The organism is Polaromonas sp. C04, from assembly GCF_002002705.1.
GTDB lineage: Bacteria > Pseudomonadota > Gammaproteobacteria > Burkholderiales > Burkholderiaceae_C > Rhodoferax_A.
The window spans coordinates 191,364-212,326 of record NZ_MUNS01000025.1 but is presented as its reverse complement, the minus strand read 5'-3'; the positions used below and the strand labels follow the sequence as shown (position 1 = coordinate 212,326).

Genomic DNA, 20,963 nt, shown 5'->3' with positions numbered 1-20,963 from the left:
CCCGAAAACTTTTCGGTTATGGTCATGTCATGCAGCACCAGGAAAAACTCAAATCGCTTCTGAATCAGCTTAACATGGTGATTGTCGGCAAACCGGTTCAGGTCCAGGACTGCGTGGCCTGCCTGCTGGCGGGCGGGCACCTGTTGATCGAGGACGTCCCCGGGGTCGGCAAGACCACGCTGGCCCATGCGCTGGCGCGCGCCTTTGGCCTGCATTTTTCGCGCGTGCAATTCACCGCCGACCTGATGCCCAGCGACCTCTCGGGCGTATCGATCTACGAGCGCGGCAAGGAGGCCTTCGTGTTCCACCCCGGCCCGATCTTCGCGCAGGTGCTGCTGGCCGACGAGATCAACCGCGCCAGCCCGAAAACCCAGAGCGCGCTGCTCGAAGCCATGGAGGAAAAGCAGGTCACCGTGGAGGGCGAAACCCGCGCCCTGCCCTCGCCGTTCTTCGTGATCGCCACGCAAAATCCGCACGACCAGCTCGGCACCTACGCGCTGCCCGAGTCGCAGCTCGACCGCTTTTTGATGCGCATCTCGCTGGGTTACCCGGACCGCGCCGCCGAGCGCCAGCTGCTGACCGGCAGCGACCGGCGCGACATGGTGGAGGCGCTGCCCGGCATGCTCACGCTGGATGATCTGCACAGCCTGCAGCAGCAGGTGCTGCAGGTGCATGCGGCCGAGCCGCTGCTCAACTACGTGCAGGATCTGGTGGCCGCCACGCGCTCGGGCCGCTGGTTCGCCATGGGCCTGTCCCCGCGCGCCGGCATTGCCGTGCTGCGCGCCGCCAAGGCGCAGGCGCTCCTGTGCGGGCGCGACTACGCCGCGCCGGACGATGTGCAGGCGATCCTGGCGCAGACCGTGGCACACCGCCTGACCCCGGTGGGCGACGCCGGGCGCGGTTCGGTGGAGCAGGTGCGCGCCATGATCGAGGTCGTGCCGCTGCCGTGAGCGCAACCACCGTTCGTCCTGAGCCCGTCGAAGGGCTGCAAGCACACGGGGCTTCGACAAGCTCAGCCCGAACGGCCTGGTTCAACCCGGTTGGCCTGGTTCGCCAGTGGTGGCAGGCACGGCTGCCGCTGTCGGACAGCATCACCCTGACCCAGCGCAACGTCTACATCCTGCCAACGCGCGCCGGCGCCATGCTGGGCGCGACCCTGGCCGTGCTGCTGGTGGCCTCCATCAATTACCAGCTCAACCTGGGCTATCTGCTGACCTTCCTGCTGGCCGGCAGCGCGGTGGTCGGTATGTACGTGTGCCACGGCACGCTGCGCGGCATCACTATGAACTTGATAGCGCCTGGTGAATGTTTCATGGGGGCTAGCGCCCTGTTTGATATCAATCTTGTGAGCCGGCGCCGGTCCGTGCGGCACGGCATTGGCCTGTCCGTGCTGGGCGCCCATCACTGGGCCTGGACCGACGTGCCGGCGCAGGGCAGCGCCACGGTGCAAGTGGCCTTCCAGCCCGGTCAGCGCGGCCTGCACCGCGCGCCCACGCTGACGGCCGAAACCCGCTTTCCACTGGGCACGTTCCGTGTCTGGACGGTCTGGCGGCCCGCCGCACAGGTGCTGGTCTATCCCAAGCCGGAAGCTTTTGCGCCACCGTTGCCCGCCGGCGAACCGCGCTCGGGCGGCCCGGCTGCAACGCAGGTGCAGGGCGGCACGGAGTTCGATGGTGTGCGGGCCTACCGGCGCGGCGACCCCTTGAAGCGGGTGGTCTGGAAACAGGCCGCCAAAGCCCTGGCCCGCGGCTCTGACGAGCTCGTCAGCCGCGACACCGAGCAGGTCCAGCGCTACGAGCTGTGGCTGGACCTGGCGCAGGCCGGTCCGCGCAGCACCGAGCACCGGCTCTCGCGGCTGTGCGCCTGGGTGCTGGCTGCAGACCGGCTCGGGATCGATTACGGGTTGCGGCTGCCGGGGGTGGAAATCCAGCCGGATAGCGGTCCCGCGCATCGCAAGCGGTGCCTGGAGGCGCTGGCGTTATGTTGAATGCGCGTCGCCTTGGATGCGCCGGTTGGCCGGGTTGCGCCCCGGCGGGCGCCTCACTTTTCTTTGCTTCGCCAAAGCAAAGTAAGCAAAAGAAAGGCGAGCCGGATTCATCGGCCCGCTATACGGGCACGCTGCGTTGCTCGCGCCGGGCGGGGTGCGCAGAAACTCGGCTATCGCCTCAAACATCTGCGCCCCTGATCCGCCCGGCCCTGCGCTACTCGCCTCCTCATGACGGCGTGAGGACAGCCGAAACAGCCAGACACCCAAGTCAACAGGGACGCGCCATGGCGCGTCCTTGTAGGGTCCTGTATCTGGTGTTGAATTTGTCTTGGTCTTGGTCTTCGGTCCCCGCCGTCCTGGCACGGCTGAGCAGCGCAGGGGCAAGCGGATCAAGAAGCGCGCGCTGTCTGAGCCCGCAGGGCGAGTTTGCGCGCTTCCCGCTGGCCCCGAGCAGCGCAAGGCACCCCGCAGGGGCCGTGTCTGCGGCTCGCCTTTTCTTTGGTGACTTTCTTTTGGCGAAGCAAAAGAAAGTTACTGCGCCGTCGGGCGCATATCCCGACTCCCTCCCGCCGCAGCGAGACCCGGCCTGCGCCGATGGCAGCCGCAACGGTCAACCACCGTGGATTCCCGGTCAAGCCGGGAATGACAGGCACAAACCCGCAATGCCAGCAGCGGAACCGGCATGCTGACCCGCCTGGCCACCCTGCCACGCGAGGCCCGCGACACCCTGTTCCTGCTGGTGGTCATCGGCTGGGTCATCCTGCCGCAGGTCAGCCATCTGCCGCTGTGGTGCAGCGTGCTGGCCGCCGGCGTACTGCTGTGGCGCGGCTGGCTGGCCTTCACCTCGCGCCCGCTGCCCGGCAACTGGTGCCTGCTCGGCCTGCTGGTCGTGGCGATCGGCGCCACGCTGGCCACGCACCGCACGCTGCTGGGCCGCGACGCCGGCGTGACGCTGATCGTCGTGCTGCTGGCGCTCAAGACGCTGGAGCTGCGCGCGCGCCGCGATGCGTTCGTGATCTTCTTCCTGGGCTTCTTCACGATGCTCACGAATTTCTTTTTCTCGCAGTCGCTGCTCACCGCCGCGGCCATGCTGGTGGCGCTGCTGGGTTTGCTGACGGCACTGGTCAACGCCCATATGCCGGTGGGCAAGCCGCCGCTGCTGCAGGCCGCCAAAACCGCCAGCTGGATGGCGCTGCTGGGCGCGCCCATCATGGCCGTTCTGTTCGTGCTGTTCCCGCGGCTGGCGCCGCTGTGGGGCATTCCGAGCGACGCCATGGTCGGGCGCAGCGGGCTCTCGGCCAGCATGCAGGTCGGCACCATCGCGAGCCTGGCGCTGGACGACAGCATTGCCATGCGCATCCGTTTTGCAGGACCGGTGCCGCCGCAATCCGACCTGTACTTTCGCGGTCCGGTGCTGGCCGCGTTCGACGGCCGCGAATGGCGGCCTCGGGCGTCACGCCTTGATGCCGGCTTGGCACCGCATGCGCGCGCGCCTGCCGATCTGCAGGTATTTGGCAGCGCGATCAAATATGAAGTTACGCTGGAGCCCACGAATCGGCCATGGCTGTTCGTGCTCGATGTGGCCGATCAAAAGCCCGAGCTGCCCGGCTGCGCGCTGACGATGACGCCCGATCTGCAATGGCGCACCGACCGCCCCCTCACTGACATCGTGCGCTACCAGGCGGAGAGCCATGTCGACTATCAACAGGGGCCACAGCGCGCCACGGCCAGTTTGCGGGACGATGTCGCGCTGCCCGCCGGCTTCAATCCGCGCACGCTGGCGCTGGCGGCCGAAATTCGGCGCGACCCGCGCTATGCAAGCGCCGACGCAGCCACGCTCGTCAATGTGGTGCTGGCGCGACTGCGCAGCGGCGGCTATGTGTACACGCTGGAGCCCGGCGTGTACGGCCCCAACAGCGCCGACGAATTCTGGTTCGACCGCAAGCAGGGGTTTTGCGAACACATCGCGTCGGCCTTTGTGGTGCTGATGCGCGCGCTGGGTGTGCCGGCGCGCGTGGTCACCGGCTACCAGGGCGGCGAGCGCAACAGCGTCGATGGCTTCTGGACCGTGCGCCAGAGCGATGCCCACGCCTGGGCCGAGGTCTGGCAGGCCGGCCGTGGCTGGGTGCGCGTGGACCCGACCGGCGCCGTCGCCCCCGGGCGCATCGGCACGCTGGCGCGGCTGCAGGCGCCGCGCGGATTCATCGCCTCGGCCATCGGCAGCGTCAGCCCCGACCTGGCGCTGGACCTGCGCGCCCTGTGGGACGCCATGAACAACAACTGGAACCAGTGGGTGCTGAATTACACGCAGAGCAAGCAGTTGAACCTGCTCAAGAACCTCGGCTTCGACTCGCCCAGTTGGGAAGACCTGAGCTACGTGTTGATCGGCATCATCGTGGGGGTAAGCCTGTGCATCGCCGCCTGGACACTGTGGGAGCGGCGCCAGCACGACCCCTGGCTGCGCCTGCTCGAGAGAGCGCGCACCAGGCTGCGGGAGGCCGGGCTCGACCTCGCACCAACCACGCCGCCGCGGCAAATGGCCGACGCCGTACAACTGCGCTTTGGCAGTGCCGCCACGGCCCTGGTGCAATGGCTGCTGCAGCTCGAGGCGCAGCGCTATGCCAGAGACCCGCACGGCTCTCTGGCTACACTGCAACGCGCATTCAAACAACTCCACTGGCCCCGCTGATGTCGAGATTCATTCCATTTACTCTTGTTTTTATAGCGGCTTGCGCACTGTCCACGGGGGCTACAGCCCAAAAACCCTTGAGAATCAAGGTACAGGCCGGGGCCGCCAGCGGCCCCACACAAGGCCCCGCCTATGCCACGCGTGACGACGCCATGCGCGCCGCCGACGACATCGCGCAGCGCCGCAACCTCGACCCCGCGTGGGTGCGCCAGGCGATCGGCCAGGCCTGTTATCTGCCGAACGTGGCGCGCCTCATGCTGCCGGCACCCAAGGGCACCGCCAAGAACTGGCAGGTGTACCGCAGCCGCTTTATCGACCCCATCCGGATCCGCGCCGGCGTGCGCTTCTGGCAGGCCAACCGCGATGCATTGGTGCGCGCCGAGCAGGAATATGGCGTGCCACCCGAAATCATCGTCGGCATCATCGGCGTGGAGACCATCTACGGCCAGCAAATGGGCAGCTTTCGCGTGATCGATGCACTGGCCACGCTGGCGTTCGATTTCCCGACCGCACACCCGCGGGCGGCGGCGCGCAGTGAATTCTTCAAGGGCGAGCTCGAACAGTTTTTGACTTTGAGCAGCCGCACTGGCGTGGACCCGTTGGCGCCGCTGGGCAGCTACGCCGGCGCCATGGGCATGCCGCAGTTCATGCCGTCGAGCTGGCGCCGTTTCGCCGTGGACTTCGATGGCGACGGCAGGATCGATCTGTCGGGCAGCGCGGTAGACGCCATCGGTTCGGTGGCCAACTATTTCCGTGCATTCGGCTGGCACCCGGGCATGCCGGCTACCTATCCCGTGAGTTTTGATCCCGCCAGGCTCGACCTGGCCGCCCTGCTGGCGCCCGACATCCTGCCCACCTTCAGCGTCGCCGGCTTCATGGCCAAGGGTGCCGTCCTGCAAGGCGATGCGCTCAAGAACCCCGGCCCTCTGGCATTGATCGAACTGGAAAACGGCGATGACGGGCCCACCTATGTGGCCGGCACCGAGAACTTCTACGTGATCACGCGCTACAACCAGTCGAGCTACTACGCGATGGCGGTGCTGGAGCTGGGGCAGCAGGTGGCGGCGGCGATGAGGGATGGACAGTAAGATTCTGGTTGATATAAGAAGCATGCGCTTGATCTGCTCATCGGCCTGAGCTACGCGGAAAATCGGAAAAGCGATGTTTCAAACCACGATGAGAAATACAACAAACTGTATTTATAGGGAGGGAGAGAATCCATGTGCGAAATATTGGCGACGCTGAAAGACTATCGCCGTCAAAATCTGCGAAACCTCATTTCTGACAGCGGCGGCCCCGCAACGTTGGCTCAACGCCTCGGCTACAGTAATGCATCGTTCCTTGTGCAGATGACTGGACCCAACCCGAACCGCGACGTTAGCGAGGGCAATGCGCGCGAATACGAGGTCAAGTTGGGGTTGCCAAATGGCGAGCTTGACAAGCCCGTTGAAATTCCCGCCGGGAGCATAGCGCCACGCCAACGCCAACGTCGTCGACCTAGTCCGGGAATGCCGCCAGCCTTCTCGGTGGAGGCTGCCACCGACATCGTCCGTATGGTGAGCCAGGAGTGCGATGCCGAAGGCGTGAACCTACCAATGTCAAAGTTTGCAGACCTCGTTGTCATGGTCTTCACGGACTCGGCCGAGCACGACAATATGGCGCGCCTCGATCACGTCAGACAGTTAGTACGCCTCTTAAAGTAGGACTCGCATTATTGTTGCTGAATTGGAACCACCAAACAGGTCACCCGTTCCTAACCACAAGAGCGGAAAGTGCTACCATTTCCGCATGAATATCGAAGTCATCAGCCGTGAAGCCTTGCATCTGTCCGCCAAGGACCGGGCGACTCTTGCCGAGCAGTTGCTGTCCAGCCTCGACACGCTGACGGAGCCGGAAATCGAGCAGCTCTGGTTCGCGCAGGCGGCGCGTAGAGCGCAAGACATAGACGAGGGCCGCGTTCAGCGCATCCCGGCAGAGCAGGTCCGGCAAGAGGGACAAGCACTTCTGCGGTGAGCTATTTCTTTCACCCGAATGCGCGGGTCGAGCATCTTGAGCATGTCGCGTTCTATGAGTCCCGCCAGCGCGGTTTGGGTGGCCGCTACCTGACCGCATTTGAATCGGCCATGGTTCAGGTTTGCGCAACACCACAACGCTTTGCAGTTGAACATCCGCCAGACATCCGTAGACGGCGGATTGCAGGTTTTCCGTACAGCGTTTTGCACCGTGCCGTAGGCGGAGAAATCGAAGTTCTGGCGATTGCGGCCCATAAACGCCGCCCTGATTACTGGGTCAAACGGGTATAGTCAATCAGCCCGCCGCCGGCACCAGAAACTCCCGGCTGATGTGCGCGCCCAGCTCGTTCACACGGTCGAGGAACTGCGTGAGAAACGCATGCAGCCCGGTGGCCAGGATTTCGTCGATGCGGCCGTATTGCACGTCGGCGCGCAAGCGGCCGGCGCGGCGCAGGGTTTCGCTGGCCGCGTCGCTCGCCACGAGGTGCAGGTTGCTGACCACCTCGTTGAGGCTGGCGTGCAGCGAGCGCGGCATGTCGGCACGCAGGATCAACAGCTCGGCCACGCGCTCGGGTTTAATCACGTCGCGGTACACCTTGCGATAGACCTCGAAGCCCGAGACGCTGCGCAAAATCGCACTCCAGTGGTAGAAGTCGTACTCCTGATCCTGCTCGGTGGCGGCGCCGAAGAAGTCGCTCTGCACCGCGTGGAACTTCACATCCACCAGGCGCGCCGTGTTGTCGGCGCGCTCCAGGAAGGTGCCCAGGCGCATGAAGTACAGCGCCTCGTCCATCAGCATGGTGCCCACGGTCACGCCGCGCGAGAGATGCGAGCGGAACTTGACCCATTCAAAGAACTGCCCGGGGTCCTGCTCGAATTCACCCGCGCGCAGCATGCGGTTGACCTCCAGCCAGGTCTGGTTCTGCGTTTCCCAGACTTCGGTGGTCAGCGTGCCGCGCACGGCGCGCGCGTTCTCGCGCGCGGCGCGCAGGCACGACAGGATGCTGGACGGGTTGCTTTCGTCCCTGACCATGAACTCCATCACACCGCGTGACGTGACCTCGCCATGCTTGGCGGTGTACATCGGCAGCAGTTCGCTGATGGACAGCAGCCCCTGCCAGCCCAGTTGCGCCACCACGGCCGACTGCGGCAGCAGCGCGGTCTGGTAGTTGACGTCGATCATGCGCGCGGTGTTCTCCGCCCGCTCGGTGTAGCGGGACATCCAGAACAGGTGGTCGGCGGTACGTGACAACATTTTTAACTCCTTGCAGCCGACGACTGGGATTGAGACTGCGATGGTGCCTGGGCCACGGGCCTGGCCCCCATTTCGAGAACCCAGGTGTCCTTGGTGCCGCCGCCCTGCGACGAGTTCACCACCAGCGAGCCCTCCTTCAGCGCCACGCGCGTGAGGCCGCCCGGCACCATCTGCACCTCCTTGCCCGACAGCACGAACGGGCGCAGGTCGATGTGGCGCGGCGCGATGCCGCTCTCGACAAAGGTCGGGCAGCTCGACAGGCTGAGCGTGGGCTGCGCAATGTAGCCGCCGGGGTTGGCGAGCAGCGCCTGGCGGAATTCTTCAATCTCGGCGGTGGTCGAGGCCGGACCGACCAGCATGCCGTAACCACCCGCGCCATGCACCTCCTTGACCACCAGGTCCTTCAGGTGGGCCAGCACGTAATTCAGGTCGTCCGGGCGGCGGCAGATGTGCGTGGGCACGTTGTTCAGGATCGGCTTCTCGCCCAGGTAGAACTCGATCATCCGGGGCACGTACGGGTAGATCGACTTGTCGTCGGCGATGCCGGTGCCGACCGCGTTGCAGATGCTCACATTGCCCGCGCGGTAGACCTCCAGCAGTCCCGCGCAGCCCAGCGTGGACTGGGGACGAAACACCAGCGGGTCCAGAAAATCGTCATCGACGCGGCGATAGATCACATCCACGCGTTGCGGGCCGCGCGTGGTGCGCATGTACACGAAATTGTCCCGCACGAACAGGTCCTGGCCCTCGACCAGCTCGACCCCCATCTGCTGCGCCAGGAAGGCGTGCTCGAAGTAGGCGCTGTTGTACATGCCGGGGGTCAGCACCACCACGGTCGGGTCGGCCGTGGCTGGCGGGCTGGAGGCGCGCAGGGTCTCCAGCAGCAGATCGGGATAGTGCGCCACGGGCGCCACGTGATGGGCGTTGAACAGGTCGGGAAACAGCCGCATCATCATCTTGCGGTCTTCCAGCATGTAGCTGACGCCGCTGGGCACGCGCAGGTTGTCTTCGAGCACGTAGTACTCGCCGTTGCCCTGGGCATCGGGCGCGCGCACGATGTCCACGCCCGCGATGTGCGAGTAAATCTGGTTCGGCACGTCCACCCCCACCATCTGCGGGCGGAATTGCGCGTTGCGAGCGATCTGGTCGGCCTCGATCAGGCCGGCCTTGATGATTTCCTGGTCGTGGTACACGTCGTGCAGGAAGCGGTTGAGCGCTGTCACCCGCTGCACCAGGCCGCGCTCCAGGGCGGCCCACTCGTGCGCCGGAATGATGCGCGGGATCAGGTCGAACGGAATCAGCCGCTCGGTGCCGGAACCATTTTCGTCCTTCGCACCGTAGACCGCGAAGGTGATGCCGACGCGCCGGAAGATCATCTCGGCCTCTTCGCGCCGCTTGGCCATCATGTCGCCGGGCTGGCGCGCGAGCCATTCGTCGTAGATCTTGTAGTGATCGCGAATCTGCGCGCCGCGAGAGAAGAACTCATACGGCAGCCGGGTGTACATCTCGTCGAATTTGACCATGGCGATCTCCTGCATCTAGCTTAGCAAGTTTTGGGCCATATGCAGCAGTGTTTTGCGCCAGAGACGCCCCCTTGACGCCCTCAAGGCACGCGGTGGTGCCAGTAGCGCAGCCCGGCCTCGCGCTGGCAGCCGACCTGCCCGGGCTGCGCCGACGACCAGGTTGCGGCGCCACAGTGCGCCGAGTCAACCACGCGGATGCCGCGCTCCTGGTAGCGCGCCAGCACCGGCGGCGCCGGGTGGCCGAAGCGGCTGCGGTAGCCGGCCTGCACCAGCGCCCAGTGCGGCTGCACGGCATCGAGAAACAGCGCGCTGCTGGAAGTCTTGCTGCCGTGGTGGGGCACCAGCAGCACATTGGCCTTGATGAGGTCGGCGGCATCGGCCACCAGCCGGGCCTCCTGCGGCTGCTCGATGTCGCCCACCAGCAGCGCCGTCTGCGCCCCGTTCGAGATACGCAGCACGCAGCTCATGGCATTGGGTTTGTTTGCCGCCTCGTAATCCGACGCGTTCGGGCGCAGCACCTCGAAACTGACGCCGTCCCAGCTCCAGCGCTGCCCGCCGTCGCGCGCAGCGATGCAGCGGGTGGCCGGGCGCAGCGCCTGCAGCTCGTGCCCGGCCTCGATCGAGCTGAGCAAACTCGCCTGCGGCTGCATGGCGAGCACGGCCGGTGCGCCGCCGATGTGGTCGCTGTCGCGATGGCTCAGCATCACGGTGTCGACGCGCTCGCCCAGCGCGCGCAGCAGCGGCACCAGCACGCGCTGGCCGGCGTCGCTCTCCTGGCTGAACCGCGGTCCGGTGTCGTACACCAACGTGTGCGCGGCGGTGCGCACGATCACGGCGTTGCCCTGGCCGATGTCGGCCGCCAGCAGCTCGAACTGGCCAGCAGGCGGGCGGTGCGGCTGCCACAGGAGCACCGGCAGCATCAGCGGCAGCCCCAGCACGCGTAGCGACCAGGGCAGCCGCATCGCCAGCAAAAGACCGCCAAAAACGCCTGCAGCCCCTGCCCATACAGCGGGAGAAGCTATCGAAACCGTAGCGAACGGCAGCTGCGCCAGCAGCTTCAAGTACCAGCCCAGCGCCGCGATGGCCCAAGCCGCCGCGTCCCACAGCGGCGCCAGCAGGATGCCCAGCATGGACAGCGGCGTGACCACCAGCGTGATCCAGGGAATCGCCACCGCATTGGCCAGCAGGCCCACCACCGAGACCTGGCCAAACAGCAGCAGCGTGAGCGGCGTGAGCGCCAGCGTGACCACCCACTGCTCGTGCGCCATGGTGAGCAATCGGCCCCTGGCCCCTGCCGGTCGTACGCCGCCAGCTCCTGGATCTGTAGCAAACAGCACACCCACCGCAACAAAGCTGAGCCAGAACCCGGCCTGCATCAAGGCCCAGGGATCGATGGCCAGCACCACCGCGCAGGCCAGCAGCCAGACCTGCGGCCACGGCCAGCGCCGCCCGGACAGGCGCAGCAGGCCCACGGTGGCGAGCATCCAGATGGTGCGCTGCGAGGGCACGCCCCAGCCGCTGAACACCGCGTAGGCCGTGGCCAGCAGCACACCGCCGATCAGCGCCGCGCTGGGCGCCGGATAGAACAGGCACAAGCGGGCCGAGCGCCGCCACAGCCCGCCCACCAGCGCGGCGGCGAGCCAGGCGAACATGGTGATGTGCAAACCAGAAATCGACATGAGGTGCGCCACGCCCGTGGCGCGGAAGACATCCCAGTCGGCGCGCTCGATCGCGTTCTGGTCGCCCACCACCAGCGCCGCGATGACGCCCGCAAGCTGGCGCTCGGCAACGCGCACCTGAATGGCGTCGCGCACCTGCTGGCGCGCGCGCTCCACCGGGTGCTGCCAGGTGTCGCCCAGGCGCTGCGGCACGGCGTCTTTGGGACCGGCGCGCACATAGCCCGTGGCCTGCAGGCCCTGCTCCCACAGCCACAGTTCGTAGTCGAACCCATTGGGGTTGCTGTTGCCGTGCGGCGCCTTCAGGCGCACCGTCATGCGCCAGCGCTCGCCGGCGCGCAGGTCGGCCAGCGGCTGCACCACCGCGGCCGAAGCGTCGCTGGCAGGCGCGCCCATGGCGCCGTAGCCGCTGCTGTACCAGCTCAGGTAGATCTGCGGCGGCAGCGCCACGGCGGCACCGTCCAGCGTCGCCGACTCGACCGAGAAGCGAAAGCGCAGCCCGACCTCGCTGCGCTGCGGCATGGCGGCCACCACGCCCACCACGGCGATGTCGCGGCCCTCCAGCGCAGGCGCCAGCGCGTCGTGCTCGAAGGCTGTGGCGCGCACGCCGCACAGGCCAACTGCCAGCGCTGCCCCCGCCACAAACGCGGCGGCCCGGCGCCAGAGCCAACCCCGATTTACTATCGATTTAGTAGCTACCAGCCAATACAGGACAAGGGCTGCAAGCACAAAACATGCATAAACCGGCCAGAACCAGAGCACCGGCTGCTGCAACTGCAGCGCCGTGCCCGCGATAAAGCCGGGCAACGCCGCGAAGGCCGGCGCGGCCCTGGCTGCGGCCCGGTATCCCCCCTGATGCCAAGTGTTGCGCATGACGCGATGCTAAACGGGCCGCGCGCCGAACGCGGCAACAGGTTTGCGCGGAACAAGTCGTGCTTGTTGGCGCGGGTCTTGCTAGTATGAGTCACCCCGCCCGGCTCCTGTGCGCCAACGAACCACCGAGACACACACCATGTCCATCCATGCCGCCCTGAACCACGTCACGCACTACAAGTACGACCGTCCGGTCAACCTGGGGCCGCAGGTGGTGCGCCTGCGCCCGGCCCCGCATTGCCGCAGCCACGTGATTGCGTATTCGCTCAAGGTCGAGCCGGCCAACCACTTCATCAACTGGCAGCAGGACCCGTTCGCCAATTACCAGGCACGTCTGGTGTTTCCCGAGAAGACGACCGAGTTCAAGGTCACGGTCGATCTGGTGGTGGAAATGGCGGTCTACAGCCCGTTCGACTTCTTCCTGGAGCCGACCGCGGAAAACTTTCCGTTCCAGTACAGCCCCGAATTGACGCTGGAGCTGGCGCCCTACCTCGCCGTCGAGCCGCTAACACCGTTAACGCCGCTGGTCCAGGCCTATCTGGAGCGCATCGACCGCAAAAAGCAGCGCACCATCGACTTCCTGGTGGCGCTGAACCAGCAGGTGCAGCACGACATCAAGTACCTGATCCGCATGGAGCCCGGCGTACAGACGCCCGAGCAAACGCTGGCGCTGGCCGCCGGCTCGTGCCGCGATTCAGGCTGGCTGCTGGTGCAGCTGCTGCGCCATGTGGGGCTGGCGGCGCGCTTTGTCTCAGGCTACCTGATCCAGCTCACGCCCGACGTAAAGGCGCTCGACGGACCGAGCGGCACCACGGTCGACTTCACCGACCTGCACGCCTGGTGCGAGGTGTATCTGCCCGGCGCCGGCTGGATCGGGCTGGACGCCACCTCGGGTCTGCTGGCCGGCGAAGGCCACATTCCGCTGGCCTGCACGCCCCAGCCCTCGAGCGCCGCCCCCATCGAGGGCGGCATGGAAAAAGCCGGGGTCGAGTTCAGCCACCACATGCAGGTCACGCGCATTTTTGAGTCGCCGCGCGTGACCAAGCCCTATACCGAAGACCAATGGGCCGCGGTGATGGCGCTTGGCGCGGCCGTGGACAAGGAACTGGTGGCCGGCGACGTGCGCCTGACCATGGGCGGCGAGCCTACTTTTGTGGCGGCCGTGGATCGCGATGCACCCGAGTGGAACACCGATGCGCTCGGCCCCACCAAGCGCGGCTTCGCCACCGAGCTGGTGCATAAGCTGCGGGCCGAATACGGCCAGGGCGGCTTCCTGCATTTTGGCCAGGGGAAGTGGTATCCCGGCGAGCAGTTGCCACGCTGGGCTCTGAGTATTTACTGGCGCACCGATGGGCAGCCGGTCTGGCGCGATCCGACACTGTTTGTCGACGAGCGCGTGCCCACGCATTACACGGCCGAGGATGCCCAACGCTTCACGCAGCATCTCGCGCGCCGGCTCGGCGTGACCGGCCAGCACATCACGCCCGGCTATGAGGACACCTGGTACTACCTGTGGCGCGAACGCCGCCTGCCGGTGAACGTGGACCCGTTCGACGCCAGACTCGACGACGAGATGGAGCGCGCCCGGCTGCGCCGCGTGTTCGAGCAAAAGCTCGATGCGGTGGTCGGCTATGTGCTGCCCCTGAAGGTCAGCGAGGCGCCGTCACGGGCCGGCCCGGCCTGGGTCACCGGCCCCTGGTTCCTGCGCGACGAGCGCATGTACCTGATGCCCGGCGATTCCCCCATGGGCTACCGCCTGCCGCTGGACTCCCTGCCCTGGGTCAGCAAGGCGGATTTTCCGTACATGGTGGAGCAGGACCCCTCGGCACCGCGCGGCGCCCTGCCGGCCTCCAGCCAGTTGTTCGCGCGCTATGGCCAGGCCGGCGCCGTGCCCTACCTGACCGGCACGGGCCCGCAAGCCGAAGCCGCCCGGCTCTTACAGGGCCGCGCTGGTGGCGCGGGAACCGGCAGCGCCCTCACGGGCCGGCAGACCGAGCCCGGCGACTTCGTGCGCGCGCCCGGTCGTTTCGAGTCGGCCCACTGGATCAGCCGCTCCGCCCTGTGCGTGGAAGTGCGGGATCCGCGCCGCGCCAGCGGCCCGAAGGCCGAGGCGGTGGGGCGCAAGTCGGGCGTGCTCTACGTCTTCATGCCGCCCCTGGAGAAGCTGGAGGACTACCTCGACCTGCTCGCCGCCATCGAAGCCACGGCCACCGAACTGGGCCTGAAGATCGTACTCGAGGGCTACCCGCCGCCGCGCGACCCGCGCCTGAAGCTGCTGCAGGTCACGCCCGATCCCGGCGTGATCGAGGTCAACATTCACCCGGCGCAGAACTGGGGCGAACTGGTCGCGCACACCGAGTTCCTGTACCAGGCGGCGTTCGAATCTCGCCTGTCCGCCGAGAAGTTCATGCTGGATGGACGCCACACCGGCACCGGCGGCGGCAACCACTTCGTGATGGGCGGCGCCACACCCAACGACAGCCCGTTCCTGCGCCGCCCCGAGGTGCTGGCCAGCCTGCTGCTGTACTGGCACAACCACCCTTCCCTGAGCTACCTGTTCAGCGGCATGTTCATCGGCCCGACGAGCCAGGCCCCGCGCGTCGACGAGGCGCGCAACGACCAGCTGTACGAGCTGGAAATCGCCATCGAACAGATCGCGCTTAACCGCGAAAAATACGGCCAGGACATGCCGCCGTGGCTGGTGGACCGTACCCTGCGCAACATCCTGATCGACGCCACCGGCAACACGCACCGCAGCGAGTTCTCGATCGACAAGATGTACTCGCCCGACAGCGCCACCGGGCGGCTCGGCCTGCTCGAATTGCGCGCCTTCGAGATGCCGCCGCACGCGCGCATGAGCATCGCGCAGCAACTGCTGCTGCGCGCCCTGGTGGCGCGCTTCTGGAAGGCGCCGTACCGCGCGAGCGCCACGCGCTGGGGCACGGCGCTGCACGACCGCTTCCTGCTGCCCACCTTCGTGCGCATGGACTTCGACGACGTGATCCAGGAAATGAGGGCGGCGGGCTACGCGTTCGACCCGGCCTGGTTCGCGCCGCATTTCGAGTTCCGCTTCCCGCTGGTGGGCGAGGTGCGCTCGCGCTCCATCGAACTCACGCTGCGCAACGCGCTCGAGCCCTGGCACGTGATGGGCGAGGAAGGCTCGCCCGGCGGTACGGTGCGCTATGTCGATTCGTCGCTGGAGCGCATCGAGGTGCGCGTCACCGGCCTCAACGAGAGCCGCTACGTGGTCACCTGCAACGGCCACGCCCTGCCGCTGCAGAGCACCGGCACCACGGGCGAGTTTGTCGCCGGCGTACGCTACAAGGCCTGGAACCCGCCCTCGGCCCTGCACCCGAGCATCGGCGTGCACGCGCCGCTGGTGTTCGACATCGTGGACACCTGGATGCGCCGCTCGCTCGGCGGCTGCCAGTACCACGTGACGCATCCGGGCGGGCGCAGCTACGACAACTTCCCGGTCAACGCCTACGAGGCCGAGAGCCGGCGCCTGTCGCGCTTTGTGCCGCTGGGCCACACGCCGGGCACACTCGATGTGCCGGCCGCGACCGTCCATGTGGCGGGCAGCCGCGAGTTCCCGTTCACGCTGGATCTGCGCCGGGCGGCGCACACACGCCCTTGAGTCAGCTGGCCAGCGGCGAAGTGATCTGGTCGATGCGCGCCATGACCTCGGGCGTGAGTTTGGGCAGGACGTCCACGGCGCCAAGATTGTCTTGCAACTGCGAGATTTTGGACGCCCCGGTGATGACGGTGCTGACCCTGGGGTTGCGGGCTGCCCATGCAATCGCCATCTGGCCGAGGCTGCAACCCAGCTCGGACGCCACGGCTTCCAGTTTCGTCACCGCCGCGTTTTTGGCGGCGTCCGTGAGTCCCTTGACGAGATACCCCATCCCTTCAATGGCGCCGCGACTGCCTGCGGGAACGCCATTGCGGTATTTGCCGGTGAGCAATCCGCTGGCCAGAGGGCTCCAGGTCGTCAACCCCAGGCCGATGTCCTCATAAAGCCGCGCGTATTCCTGCTCCACCCGCTTGCGGTGAAACAGGTTGTACTGCGGCTGCTCCATCACGGGCTTGTGCAGGTGGTGCCGTTCGGCGATGTCCCAGGCCGTGCGAATCTCGTCGGCCGACCACTCGCTGGTGCCCCAGTACTGCGCCTTGCCGCGGCTGATCATGTCGCTCATGGCCCAGACAGTTTCCTCGATGGGCGTGTGGGGGTCGGGCCGATGGCAGTACACCAGGTCAATGAAATCCAGCCCCATGCGCTGGAGCGAGCCATCGATGGCCTGCATCAGGTACTTGCGATTCAGTGTGTCCTTGTGATTGACCGGCTGAACGTCGCGGTCCAGCCCCCAGAAGAACTTGGTGGAGACGATGTAGCTCAATCGCGGCCATTTCAAGGCCTTGAAGGCTTCGCCCATGACCACCTCGCTCTTGCCGCGCGCATAGGCTTCGGCATTGTCAAAGAAGTTGACGCCCGCATCACGCGCGGCCGCCAGCATCTCGCGGGCCGCGGCCACGTCCACCTGGTTGTGGTAGGTCACCCAGGAGCCCACGGAGAGTTCGCTGACCTGCAGGCCGCTGCGGCCAAGACGTCGGTATTGCATGGAGTTTCCTTGCTGGATGTGAATGAATCCCGAAAGGCTAACAGACCGTGCAAGTTCGTGCCGCCGTCATGGGTGTTCGCGATGCAGCGGGCCACTCGTCGGCGCCATAGAATGAACGCTTCAGGGCCGGCCCTTGTTTTGGCTCAACCGCATTGGAGATCCCATGAACATCCACCTCAGCCTGACGCCCCTGATCTCACTCATTGCCGGCATCCTCATCCTGCTCATGCCCAAGCTGCTGAACTTCATCGTGGCCATCTACCTGATCCTGATCGGGCTGGTGGGCCTGTTCGGCACCAGGATGTTTCACCTGACCTGACGCGGGCCTTCCGCACAAAGCGGGATTTCCGGTGAGTGAACCTGTCGTATGGACCAGCGACGGCAGCCCGCACAGCCCGCGCTTCAACGACCGGTACCGTTCGCGTTCCGGCGGCGTCGCGCAGGCAGCCGGCGTGTTTCTTGCGGGGTGTGGCCTGCCCCGGCGCTGGCGCGGCAAAACCGAGTTCACGGTACTGGAGACCGGCTTCGGACTGGGCCTGAACTTTCTGACCACCTGGGCCGCGTGGGAGGCCGATGCACGGCGCTGCGACGATCTTCATTTTGTGTCGGTGGAAGCCTATCCCGTGGCAGCGGCGGACATCGTGCGCAGCGCGCTGGCGCCGAACATGACGGGCAAGACAGACGCTCCCTTGCTCGCTCGCGTGCAGGCCCTGGCGCAGCAACTCGCCGGGGCCTGGCAGGACCTGTCGCCCGGCATCCATCGCCTGCGCTTTGCCGAGGGACGCGTGCAGTTGACGCTGGCCGTGGGCGAGGTCCAGACCATGCTGGAGCGCCTGGCCTGCGAGGCCGACGCGGTGTACCTGGACGGCTTCAGTCCCGCCGTCAATCCCGAGATGTGGTCCGACACCACGCTGCAGGCAATGGCGCGCCATTGCCGAGCGGGCACGACGCTGGCGAGCTACACCGTGGCCCACAGCGTGCGCGAGGCGCTGAAGCAGCTCGGGTTTCGCGTGGCAAAGTGCCCGGGGCTGCCACCCAAGCGCGATCGGCTTGAGGCGGTGTTTGCGCCAACGGACTACTGAGATGGTAAGTTAGTGAGGTGCCGCTGATGGACGGGCGCAAACGGCTACGGCGGTAGGACGCAAGCCTTGCATCCAAGACCGCTTCAGACTGGGTGCGGCTATACAGGTTTCAAAACTGATGGCTCTAAAGCAGGCCCCTAACTCTGCTGTTGGAGTGTCGACTGCATTTTGATGCTCGCATCAATGGGCCATGCCGCCCCCAGCAGGTGATGCCTGACGTTCAGTGAGCGTCACGCAGGCCGGGGCGCGGGACGTGTGTTCACGAAGACGCACAACACCGCGGTCAGGAGCGCCAGGCCAATGTGCAGACCGTACACTGCATTGAAGTCACTGCGCTGGACCGCGCCGTGACCAAGCAGCAACACCGTGATCGCGACGCCGATCACCGACCCGATCTGACGCGTCGCCTGATTGACGGCGCTGCCCACCGCATAGTGCTGCACCGGCAACTTGCTGACGGCCGCGCCTGAAAGTGATGGCAGCACCAGTCCGACAGCCGCCCCACTGAGAAACAGGCCCGGCAACCACTGCGAGACATACGACGGTTCGGTGCCAGGAACCAGCAAGAACCACAGGCCGGCGGCCGCGTAGAGCAGGGCTCCACCGACCAGGAAGGGCTGGTGTCCGTAGCGCCCCGCCAGGCGTCCGGTGATGATGGCCACCGGGATCACGATCAGCGGGCCGGGCGCGATGGCCAGCCCGGCGCGTGCCTCACTGTAATGCCAGACGTTGCTCATGTAGAAGAAGAAGGCGAAGAACATCATCGCGAACGCGATTCCGAACGAGAGCGTGGCCACATTCACCGCGCTGTACGTGGGGTGGCGGAACAGGCCGAGGTCGATGAGCGGCTCGCGCACGCGCTTGGCCCAGATGATGAAGGCGACGAATGCAATCACCCCGGTGCTGGCAGCGGCTGTCAGGTCCGCCCGCGTCCATGCCGGCGACTGCGACTCGACGATGGCGAGTGCGACCGCACCGACGGCGACGACAAGCAGCGCGATTCCCACGAGATCAACCTTGCGCCGCGTCGCAGAGCGCGCCGATTCGTTCAGCAGATACGCGCCGCGCCACAGCGCGAAGGCGCCGATCGGCAGATTGATGAAGAACGCCCACGGCCAACCGACGCTTTGTATGACGAACGAGCCCAGGCTCGGCCCGAGCGCCGCCGCGAAGCCCCCCACTGCCCCCCACACGCTCACAGTCAGGGCACGCTTGCTCTGCGGAAATGCCGCGAGCACGATGGACAGCGACGCCGGTGTCAGCAAGGCTGCCCCCACCGCCTGCACCATCCGCGCCCCTACGAGCCAACCCACACTGCCGGCCAGCCCGCATGCCGCTGACGCGGTGATGAACACGGTCACACCGAGCAGGAACACGCGCTTGCGGCCATGCGTGTCGGCCAGCCCGCCGGCGGGGATCAACATGGCGGCGTAGACCACCGTGTAGGCATTGAGCACCCACGACAACTCGGCCGCCGACGCCTTGGGAAAGCCTGCGCGCAAGGCGCCGAAGGCCGCATACAGCAGCGTGCCGTCGAGCGAGACCAGGAAGACCGCAATACTGGCAACCCAAAACACCGACCACGAGGACGCGGTTCGTGCAGGCGTGTCGGCGACAGCGGCAGTCGAAAGGAACGACTTGGCAGGAATCATGGGTATTCTCCGGTTGAGCGGCGAGGTGGGCCCTTCAGGCGCGCTGTGGCAAATAGCTAGGCGTCGGCGCCGTCAGTCCCTGCTTGACGAGTCTGGTGCGCTCATCGGCCAGCACTTCGTCCAGGCCAGCCTCGAGCCCATCGAGTGCACGCCGGACAATCTCCTGCGGGCTGCTCTTCGGGCCGTCAATCCCACGCGTAAGGTCGGTATCGACGAAGGCCATATGCAGCGCCAGCACGTGCGTCTTCTGCGCAGCCAGTTCATGGCGCAGCGAGTTGGTCAGCGACCACGCGGCCGACTTGCTGGCCGCGTAGGCGGCGAGTTGCCCGCCATTGATCCAGGAGGCGATCGACAGTACGTTCAGCAGTGCGCCACCGCCGTTGGCCGCCAGCACCGGCGCAAATGCCTGGCTCATGCGCAGCATGCCGAAGAAATTGGTTTCCAACTGGCGGCGCGCGAGCGCTTCGCTGTCGCCCGCGAGAAAGCCGCCCGGATGGGCAACGCCGGCGTTGTTGATGACCAGCGTCACGTCGCCCGCCCGTGCCGCCGCTGCGGCCACTTCGGCGGGATTGGTGACGTCGAGGCGAATCGGCTCCACGCCGGACTGCTTGATACCGGACGGATCACGCGCGCCGGCGTACACCTTGCGGGCGCCGCGGGCAAGCAACTCGCGTGTGAAGGCCAGGCCGATACCGCGGTTGGCACCGGTGACGAGAGCGATGGCGTTGTCGATCTTCATGGGGGGATTCCTTGTGGGTTCGCAAGCAAAATAGAATATGACATTTATCATATTCAAGGGTAAACAAAGTACTGGGGCCAAGCCTTCCATTGAATGTGTCAGTGGACAGCCGTGGCAGGGTGGTCGTATTGCTGCATCAGCGCCCGACGCGCAGCCGCGAGCAGCTCCCGACCTTCGGCGTTATTGCCCAGCGCGCGCGCAAGCTGCAGTGAGCCGACGAGCGTGCTGGCCACGACGCTGGCGGTCGTGGCGGGAGCGTCGGGCAGCGTGGCGCGCACGACGGCAATGAGGCGCCGCACGCGCAGGACCGACGCCTCGCGCACGGGTGGCGACTGGCGCGGCATGTCGCAGCCGAGCGCAGCCACGGGGCAACCGGTGTCCAGGGATGCGAGGTGACGATCCGCGAGATAGGATTCGACGAGCGAAGCAAATGCGCTCAAACCCTTGCCGGCATTGCGCTGGGCTGCACGCGTTAAAGCCTCGAAGCTCTCGCGCCCGGCGCGCTCAAGCGCTTCGACAAGCAGCGCATCGCGCGAATCGAAGTGGGCGTAGAAGCCGCCGTGCGTGAGACCGGCTTCCTTCATCACGTCGGCCACACCGACACCCCCGTAGCCCTGCCTGCAAATCGCACGCGCGGCGGCACCGACGATGCGCTCGTGCGTATCTTCTTTGCGGCTGTTGGCGGTACGGCTCATTGACTCGAGTTTCAACTTATATGACGACCATCATATGGCGTTGATTCGTGCTTGTCAAGTGAGTGTTCATCTTGTTATGAGATACGCGGTTGGACTCCGGCTGCGCTGACCGGTTGACCAATGGCCGGCCGATAACCGGCCATGAGGCCAGCGCGATTGCG

Annotated in this window: 17 protein-coding genes; 10 read left to right on the top strand and 7 right to left on the bottom strand. The window is 66.2% G+C overall.

Annotated features, from left to right (window positions below; genetic code table 11):
- Nucleotides 1–29 precede the first annotated feature (29 nt).
- From B0E49_RS07330 to B0E49_RS20085, 7 genes are all read left to right on the top strand, one after another.
- Complete coding sequence (locus B0E49_RS07330) at nucleotides 30–950, top strand: AAA family ATPase (protein WP_077561523.1); 921 nt, start codon at nucleotides 30–32, stop codon at nucleotides 948–950.
- 95 nt (nucleotides 951–1,045) lie between these two features.
- A complete protein-coding gene (locus tag B0E49_RS07325; protein WP_286137865.1) occupies nucleotides 1,046–1,987 on the top strand; it encodes a DUF58 domain-containing protein in 942 nt (313 codons plus the stop codon).
- Between the two features lie 682 nt (nucleotides 1,988–2,669).
- Nucleotides 2,670–4,676, top strand: a complete 2,007-nt coding sequence (locus B0E49_RS07320) for a transglutaminase TgpA family protein (protein ID WP_077561522.1) — start codon at nucleotides 2,670–2,672, stop codon at nucleotides 4,674–4,676.
- Complete coding sequence (mltB, locus tag B0E49_RS07315) at nucleotides 4,676–5,764, top strand: lytic murein transglycosylase B (RefSeq protein ID WP_077561521.1); 1,089 nt, start codon at nucleotides 4,676–4,678, stop codon at nucleotides 5,762–5,764. The genes B0E49_RS07320 and mltB overlap by 1 nt, the downstream gene beginning before the upstream one ends.
- A gap of 132 nt (nucleotides 5,765–5,896) precedes the next feature.
- Nucleotides 5,897–6,379: a hypothetical protein gene (locus B0E49_RS07310; protein WP_077561520.1), complete on the top strand. Its 483-nt coding sequence runs from the start codon at nucleotides 5,897–5,899 to the stop codon at nucleotides 6,377–6,379.
- An 85-nt stretch (nucleotides 6,380–6,464) separates the two neighbouring features.
- On the top strand, nucleotides 6,465–6,689 hold the full coding sequence (locus B0E49_RS07305; protein WP_077561519.1) for an addiction module protein: 225 nt from the start codon (nucleotides 6,465–6,467) through the stop codon (nucleotides 6,687–6,689).
- The gene (locus B0E49_RS20085) at nucleotides 6,686–6,979 is read left to right on the top strand and encodes a type II toxin-antitoxin system RelE/ParE family toxin (RefSeq protein WP_144264476.1); all 294 of its coding nucleotides are present in this window, start codon (nucleotides 6,686–6,688) and stop codon (nucleotides 6,977–6,979) included. Before B0E49_RS07305 ends, B0E49_RS20085 begins: the two co-directional genes overlap by 4 nt.
- Nucleotides 6,980–6,983: 4 nt before the next feature.
- On the opposite strand, the gene B0E49_RS07300 is transcribed toward B0E49_RS20085, so the two are convergent.
- The 3 genes from B0E49_RS07300 to B0E49_RS07290 form a co-directional block, all read right to left on the bottom strand.
- The gene (locus tag B0E49_RS07300) at nucleotides 6,984–7,943 is read right to left on the bottom strand and encodes an alpha-E domain-containing protein (protein WP_077561518.1); all 960 of its coding nucleotides are present in this window, start codon (nucleotides 7,941–7,943) and stop codon (nucleotides 6,984–6,986) included.
- A 2-nt stretch (nucleotides 7,944–7,945) separates the two neighbouring features.
- Nucleotides 7,946–9,466 (bottom strand): circularly permuted type 2 ATP-grasp protein, encoded by a 1,521-nt coding sequence (locus B0E49_RS07295; protein ID WP_077561548.1) that lies wholly within the window; start codon nucleotides 9,464–9,466, stop codon nucleotides 7,946–7,948.
- An 80-nt stretch (nucleotides 9,467–9,546) separates the two neighbouring features.
- Entirely contained in the window at nucleotides 9,547–12,015 is a 2,469-nt protein-coding gene (locus B0E49_RS07290) for a DNA internalization-related competence protein ComEC/Rec2 (RefSeq protein ID WP_077561517.1), read from the bottom strand.
- Nucleotides 12,016–12,154: 139 nt separating this feature from the next.
- Here B0E49_RS07290 and B0E49_RS07285 point away from each other — a divergent pair, with 139 nt between their 5' ends.
- Entirely contained in the window at nucleotides 12,155–15,652 is a 3,498-nt protein-coding gene (locus B0E49_RS07285; RefSeq protein WP_077561516.1) for a transglutaminase family protein, read from the top strand.
- 1 nt (nucleotide 15,653) lies between these two features.
- Here B0E49_RS07285 and B0E49_RS07280 read toward each other — a convergent pair whose 3' ends face one another.
- Nucleotides 15,654–16,634 (bottom strand): potassium channel beta subunit family protein, encoded by a 981-nt coding sequence (locus tag B0E49_RS07280; protein WP_077561515.1) that lies wholly within the window; start codon nucleotides 16,632–16,634, stop codon nucleotides 15,654–15,656.
- A gap of 163 nt (nucleotides 16,635–16,797) precedes the next feature.
- On the opposite strand from B0E49_RS07280, the gene B0E49_RS07275 reads away from it, so the two are divergent.
- The gene (locus B0E49_RS07275; protein ID WP_077561514.1) at nucleotides 16,798–16,953 is read left to right on the top strand and encodes a DUF3096 domain-containing protein; all 156 of its coding nucleotides are present in this window, start codon (nucleotides 16,798–16,800) and stop codon (nucleotides 16,951–16,953) included.
- A gap of 31 nt (nucleotides 16,954–16,984) precedes the next feature.
- The gene (gene mnmC2 / locus B0E49_RS07270) at nucleotides 16,985–17,716 is read left to right on the top strand and encodes a tRNA (5-methylaminomethyl-2-thiouridine)(34)-methyltransferase MnmC2 (protein ID WP_077561513.1); all 732 of its coding nucleotides are present in this window, start codon (nucleotides 16,985–16,987) and stop codon (nucleotides 17,714–17,716) included.
- Nucleotides 17,717–17,946: 230 nt separating this feature from the next.
- Here mnmC2 and B0E49_RS07265 read toward each other — a convergent pair whose 3' ends face one another.
- The 3 genes from B0E49_RS07265 to B0E49_RS07255 form a co-directional block, all read right to left on the bottom strand.
- Nucleotides 17,947–19,368 (bottom strand): DHA2 family efflux MFS transporter permease subunit, encoded by a 1,422-nt coding sequence (locus B0E49_RS07265; protein WP_077561512.1) that lies wholly within the window; start codon nucleotides 19,366–19,368, stop codon nucleotides 17,947–17,949.
- Between the two features lie 34 nt (nucleotides 19,369–19,402).
- Nucleotides 19,403–20,107 (bottom strand): SDR family oxidoreductase, encoded by a 705-nt coding sequence (locus B0E49_RS07260; RefSeq protein WP_077561511.1) that lies wholly within the window; start codon nucleotides 20,105–20,107, stop codon nucleotides 19,403–19,405.
- 98 nt (nucleotides 20,108–20,205) lie between these two features.
- Nucleotides 20,206–20,817 carry a TetR/AcrR family transcriptional regulator gene (locus B0E49_RS07255; RefSeq protein ID WP_353647346.1) on the bottom strand — a complete coding sequence of 204 codons (612 nt, stop codon included), beginning with the start codon at nucleotides 20,815–20,817 and terminating at the stop codon, nucleotides 20,206–20,208.
- Nucleotides 20,818–20,963: the final 146 nt, after the last annotated feature.

Excerpts from the sequence above, each read along its gene's own strand:
- B0E49_RS07280 (WP_077561515.1), bottom strand. The coding sequence starts at position 16,634 with ATGCAATACCGACGTCTTGGCCGCAGCGGCCTGCAGGTCAGCGAACTC.
- B0E49_RS07320 (WP_077561522.1), top strand. The coding sequence starts at position 2,670 with ATGCTGACCCGCCTGGCCACCCTGCCACGCGAGGCCCGCGACACCCTG.
- B0E49_RS07290 (WP_077561517.1), bottom strand. The coding sequence starts at position 12,015 with ATGCGCAACACTTGGCATCAGGGGGGATACCGGGCCGCAGCCAGGGCC.
- B0E49_RS07330 (WP_077561523.1), top strand. The coding sequence starts at position 30 with ATGCAGCACCAGGAAAAACTCAAATCGCTTCTGAATCAGCTTAACATG.
- B0E49_RS07275 (WP_077561514.1), top strand. The coding sequence starts at position 16,798 with ATGAACATCCACCTCAGCCTGACGCCCCTGATCTCACTCATTGCCGGC.
- B0E49_RS07295 (WP_077561548.1), bottom strand. The coding sequence starts at position 9,466 with ATGGTCAAATTCGACGAGATGTACACCCGGCTGCCGTATGAGTTCTTC.
- B0E49_RS07265 (WP_077561512.1), bottom strand. The coding sequence starts at position 19,368 with ATGATTCCTGCCAAGTCGTTCCTTTCGACTGCCGCTGTCGCCGACACG.
- B0E49_RS07310 (WP_077561520.1), top strand. The coding sequence starts at position 5,897 with ATGTGCGAAATATTGGCGACGCTGAAAGACTATCGCCGTCAAAATCTG.
- B0E49_RS07305 (WP_077561519.1), top strand. The coding sequence starts at position 6,465 with ATGAATATCGAAGTCATCAGCCGTGAAGCCTTGCATCTGTCCGCCAAG.
- B0E49_RS07260 (WP_077561511.1), bottom strand. The coding sequence starts at position 20,107 with ATGAAGATCGACAACGCCATCGCTCTCGTCACCGGTGCCAACCGCGGT.
- B0E49_RS07300 (WP_077561518.1), bottom strand. The coding sequence starts at position 7,943 with ATGTTGTCACGTACCGCCGACCACCTGTTCTGGATGTCCCGCTACACC.
- B0E49_RS07285 (WP_077561516.1), top strand. The coding sequence starts at position 12,155 with ATGTCCATCCATGCCGCCCTGAACCACGTCACGCACTACAAGTACGAC.
- mltB (WP_077561521.1), top strand. The coding sequence starts at position 4,676 with ATGTCGAGATTCATTCCATTTACTCTTGTTTTTATAGCGGCTTGCGCA.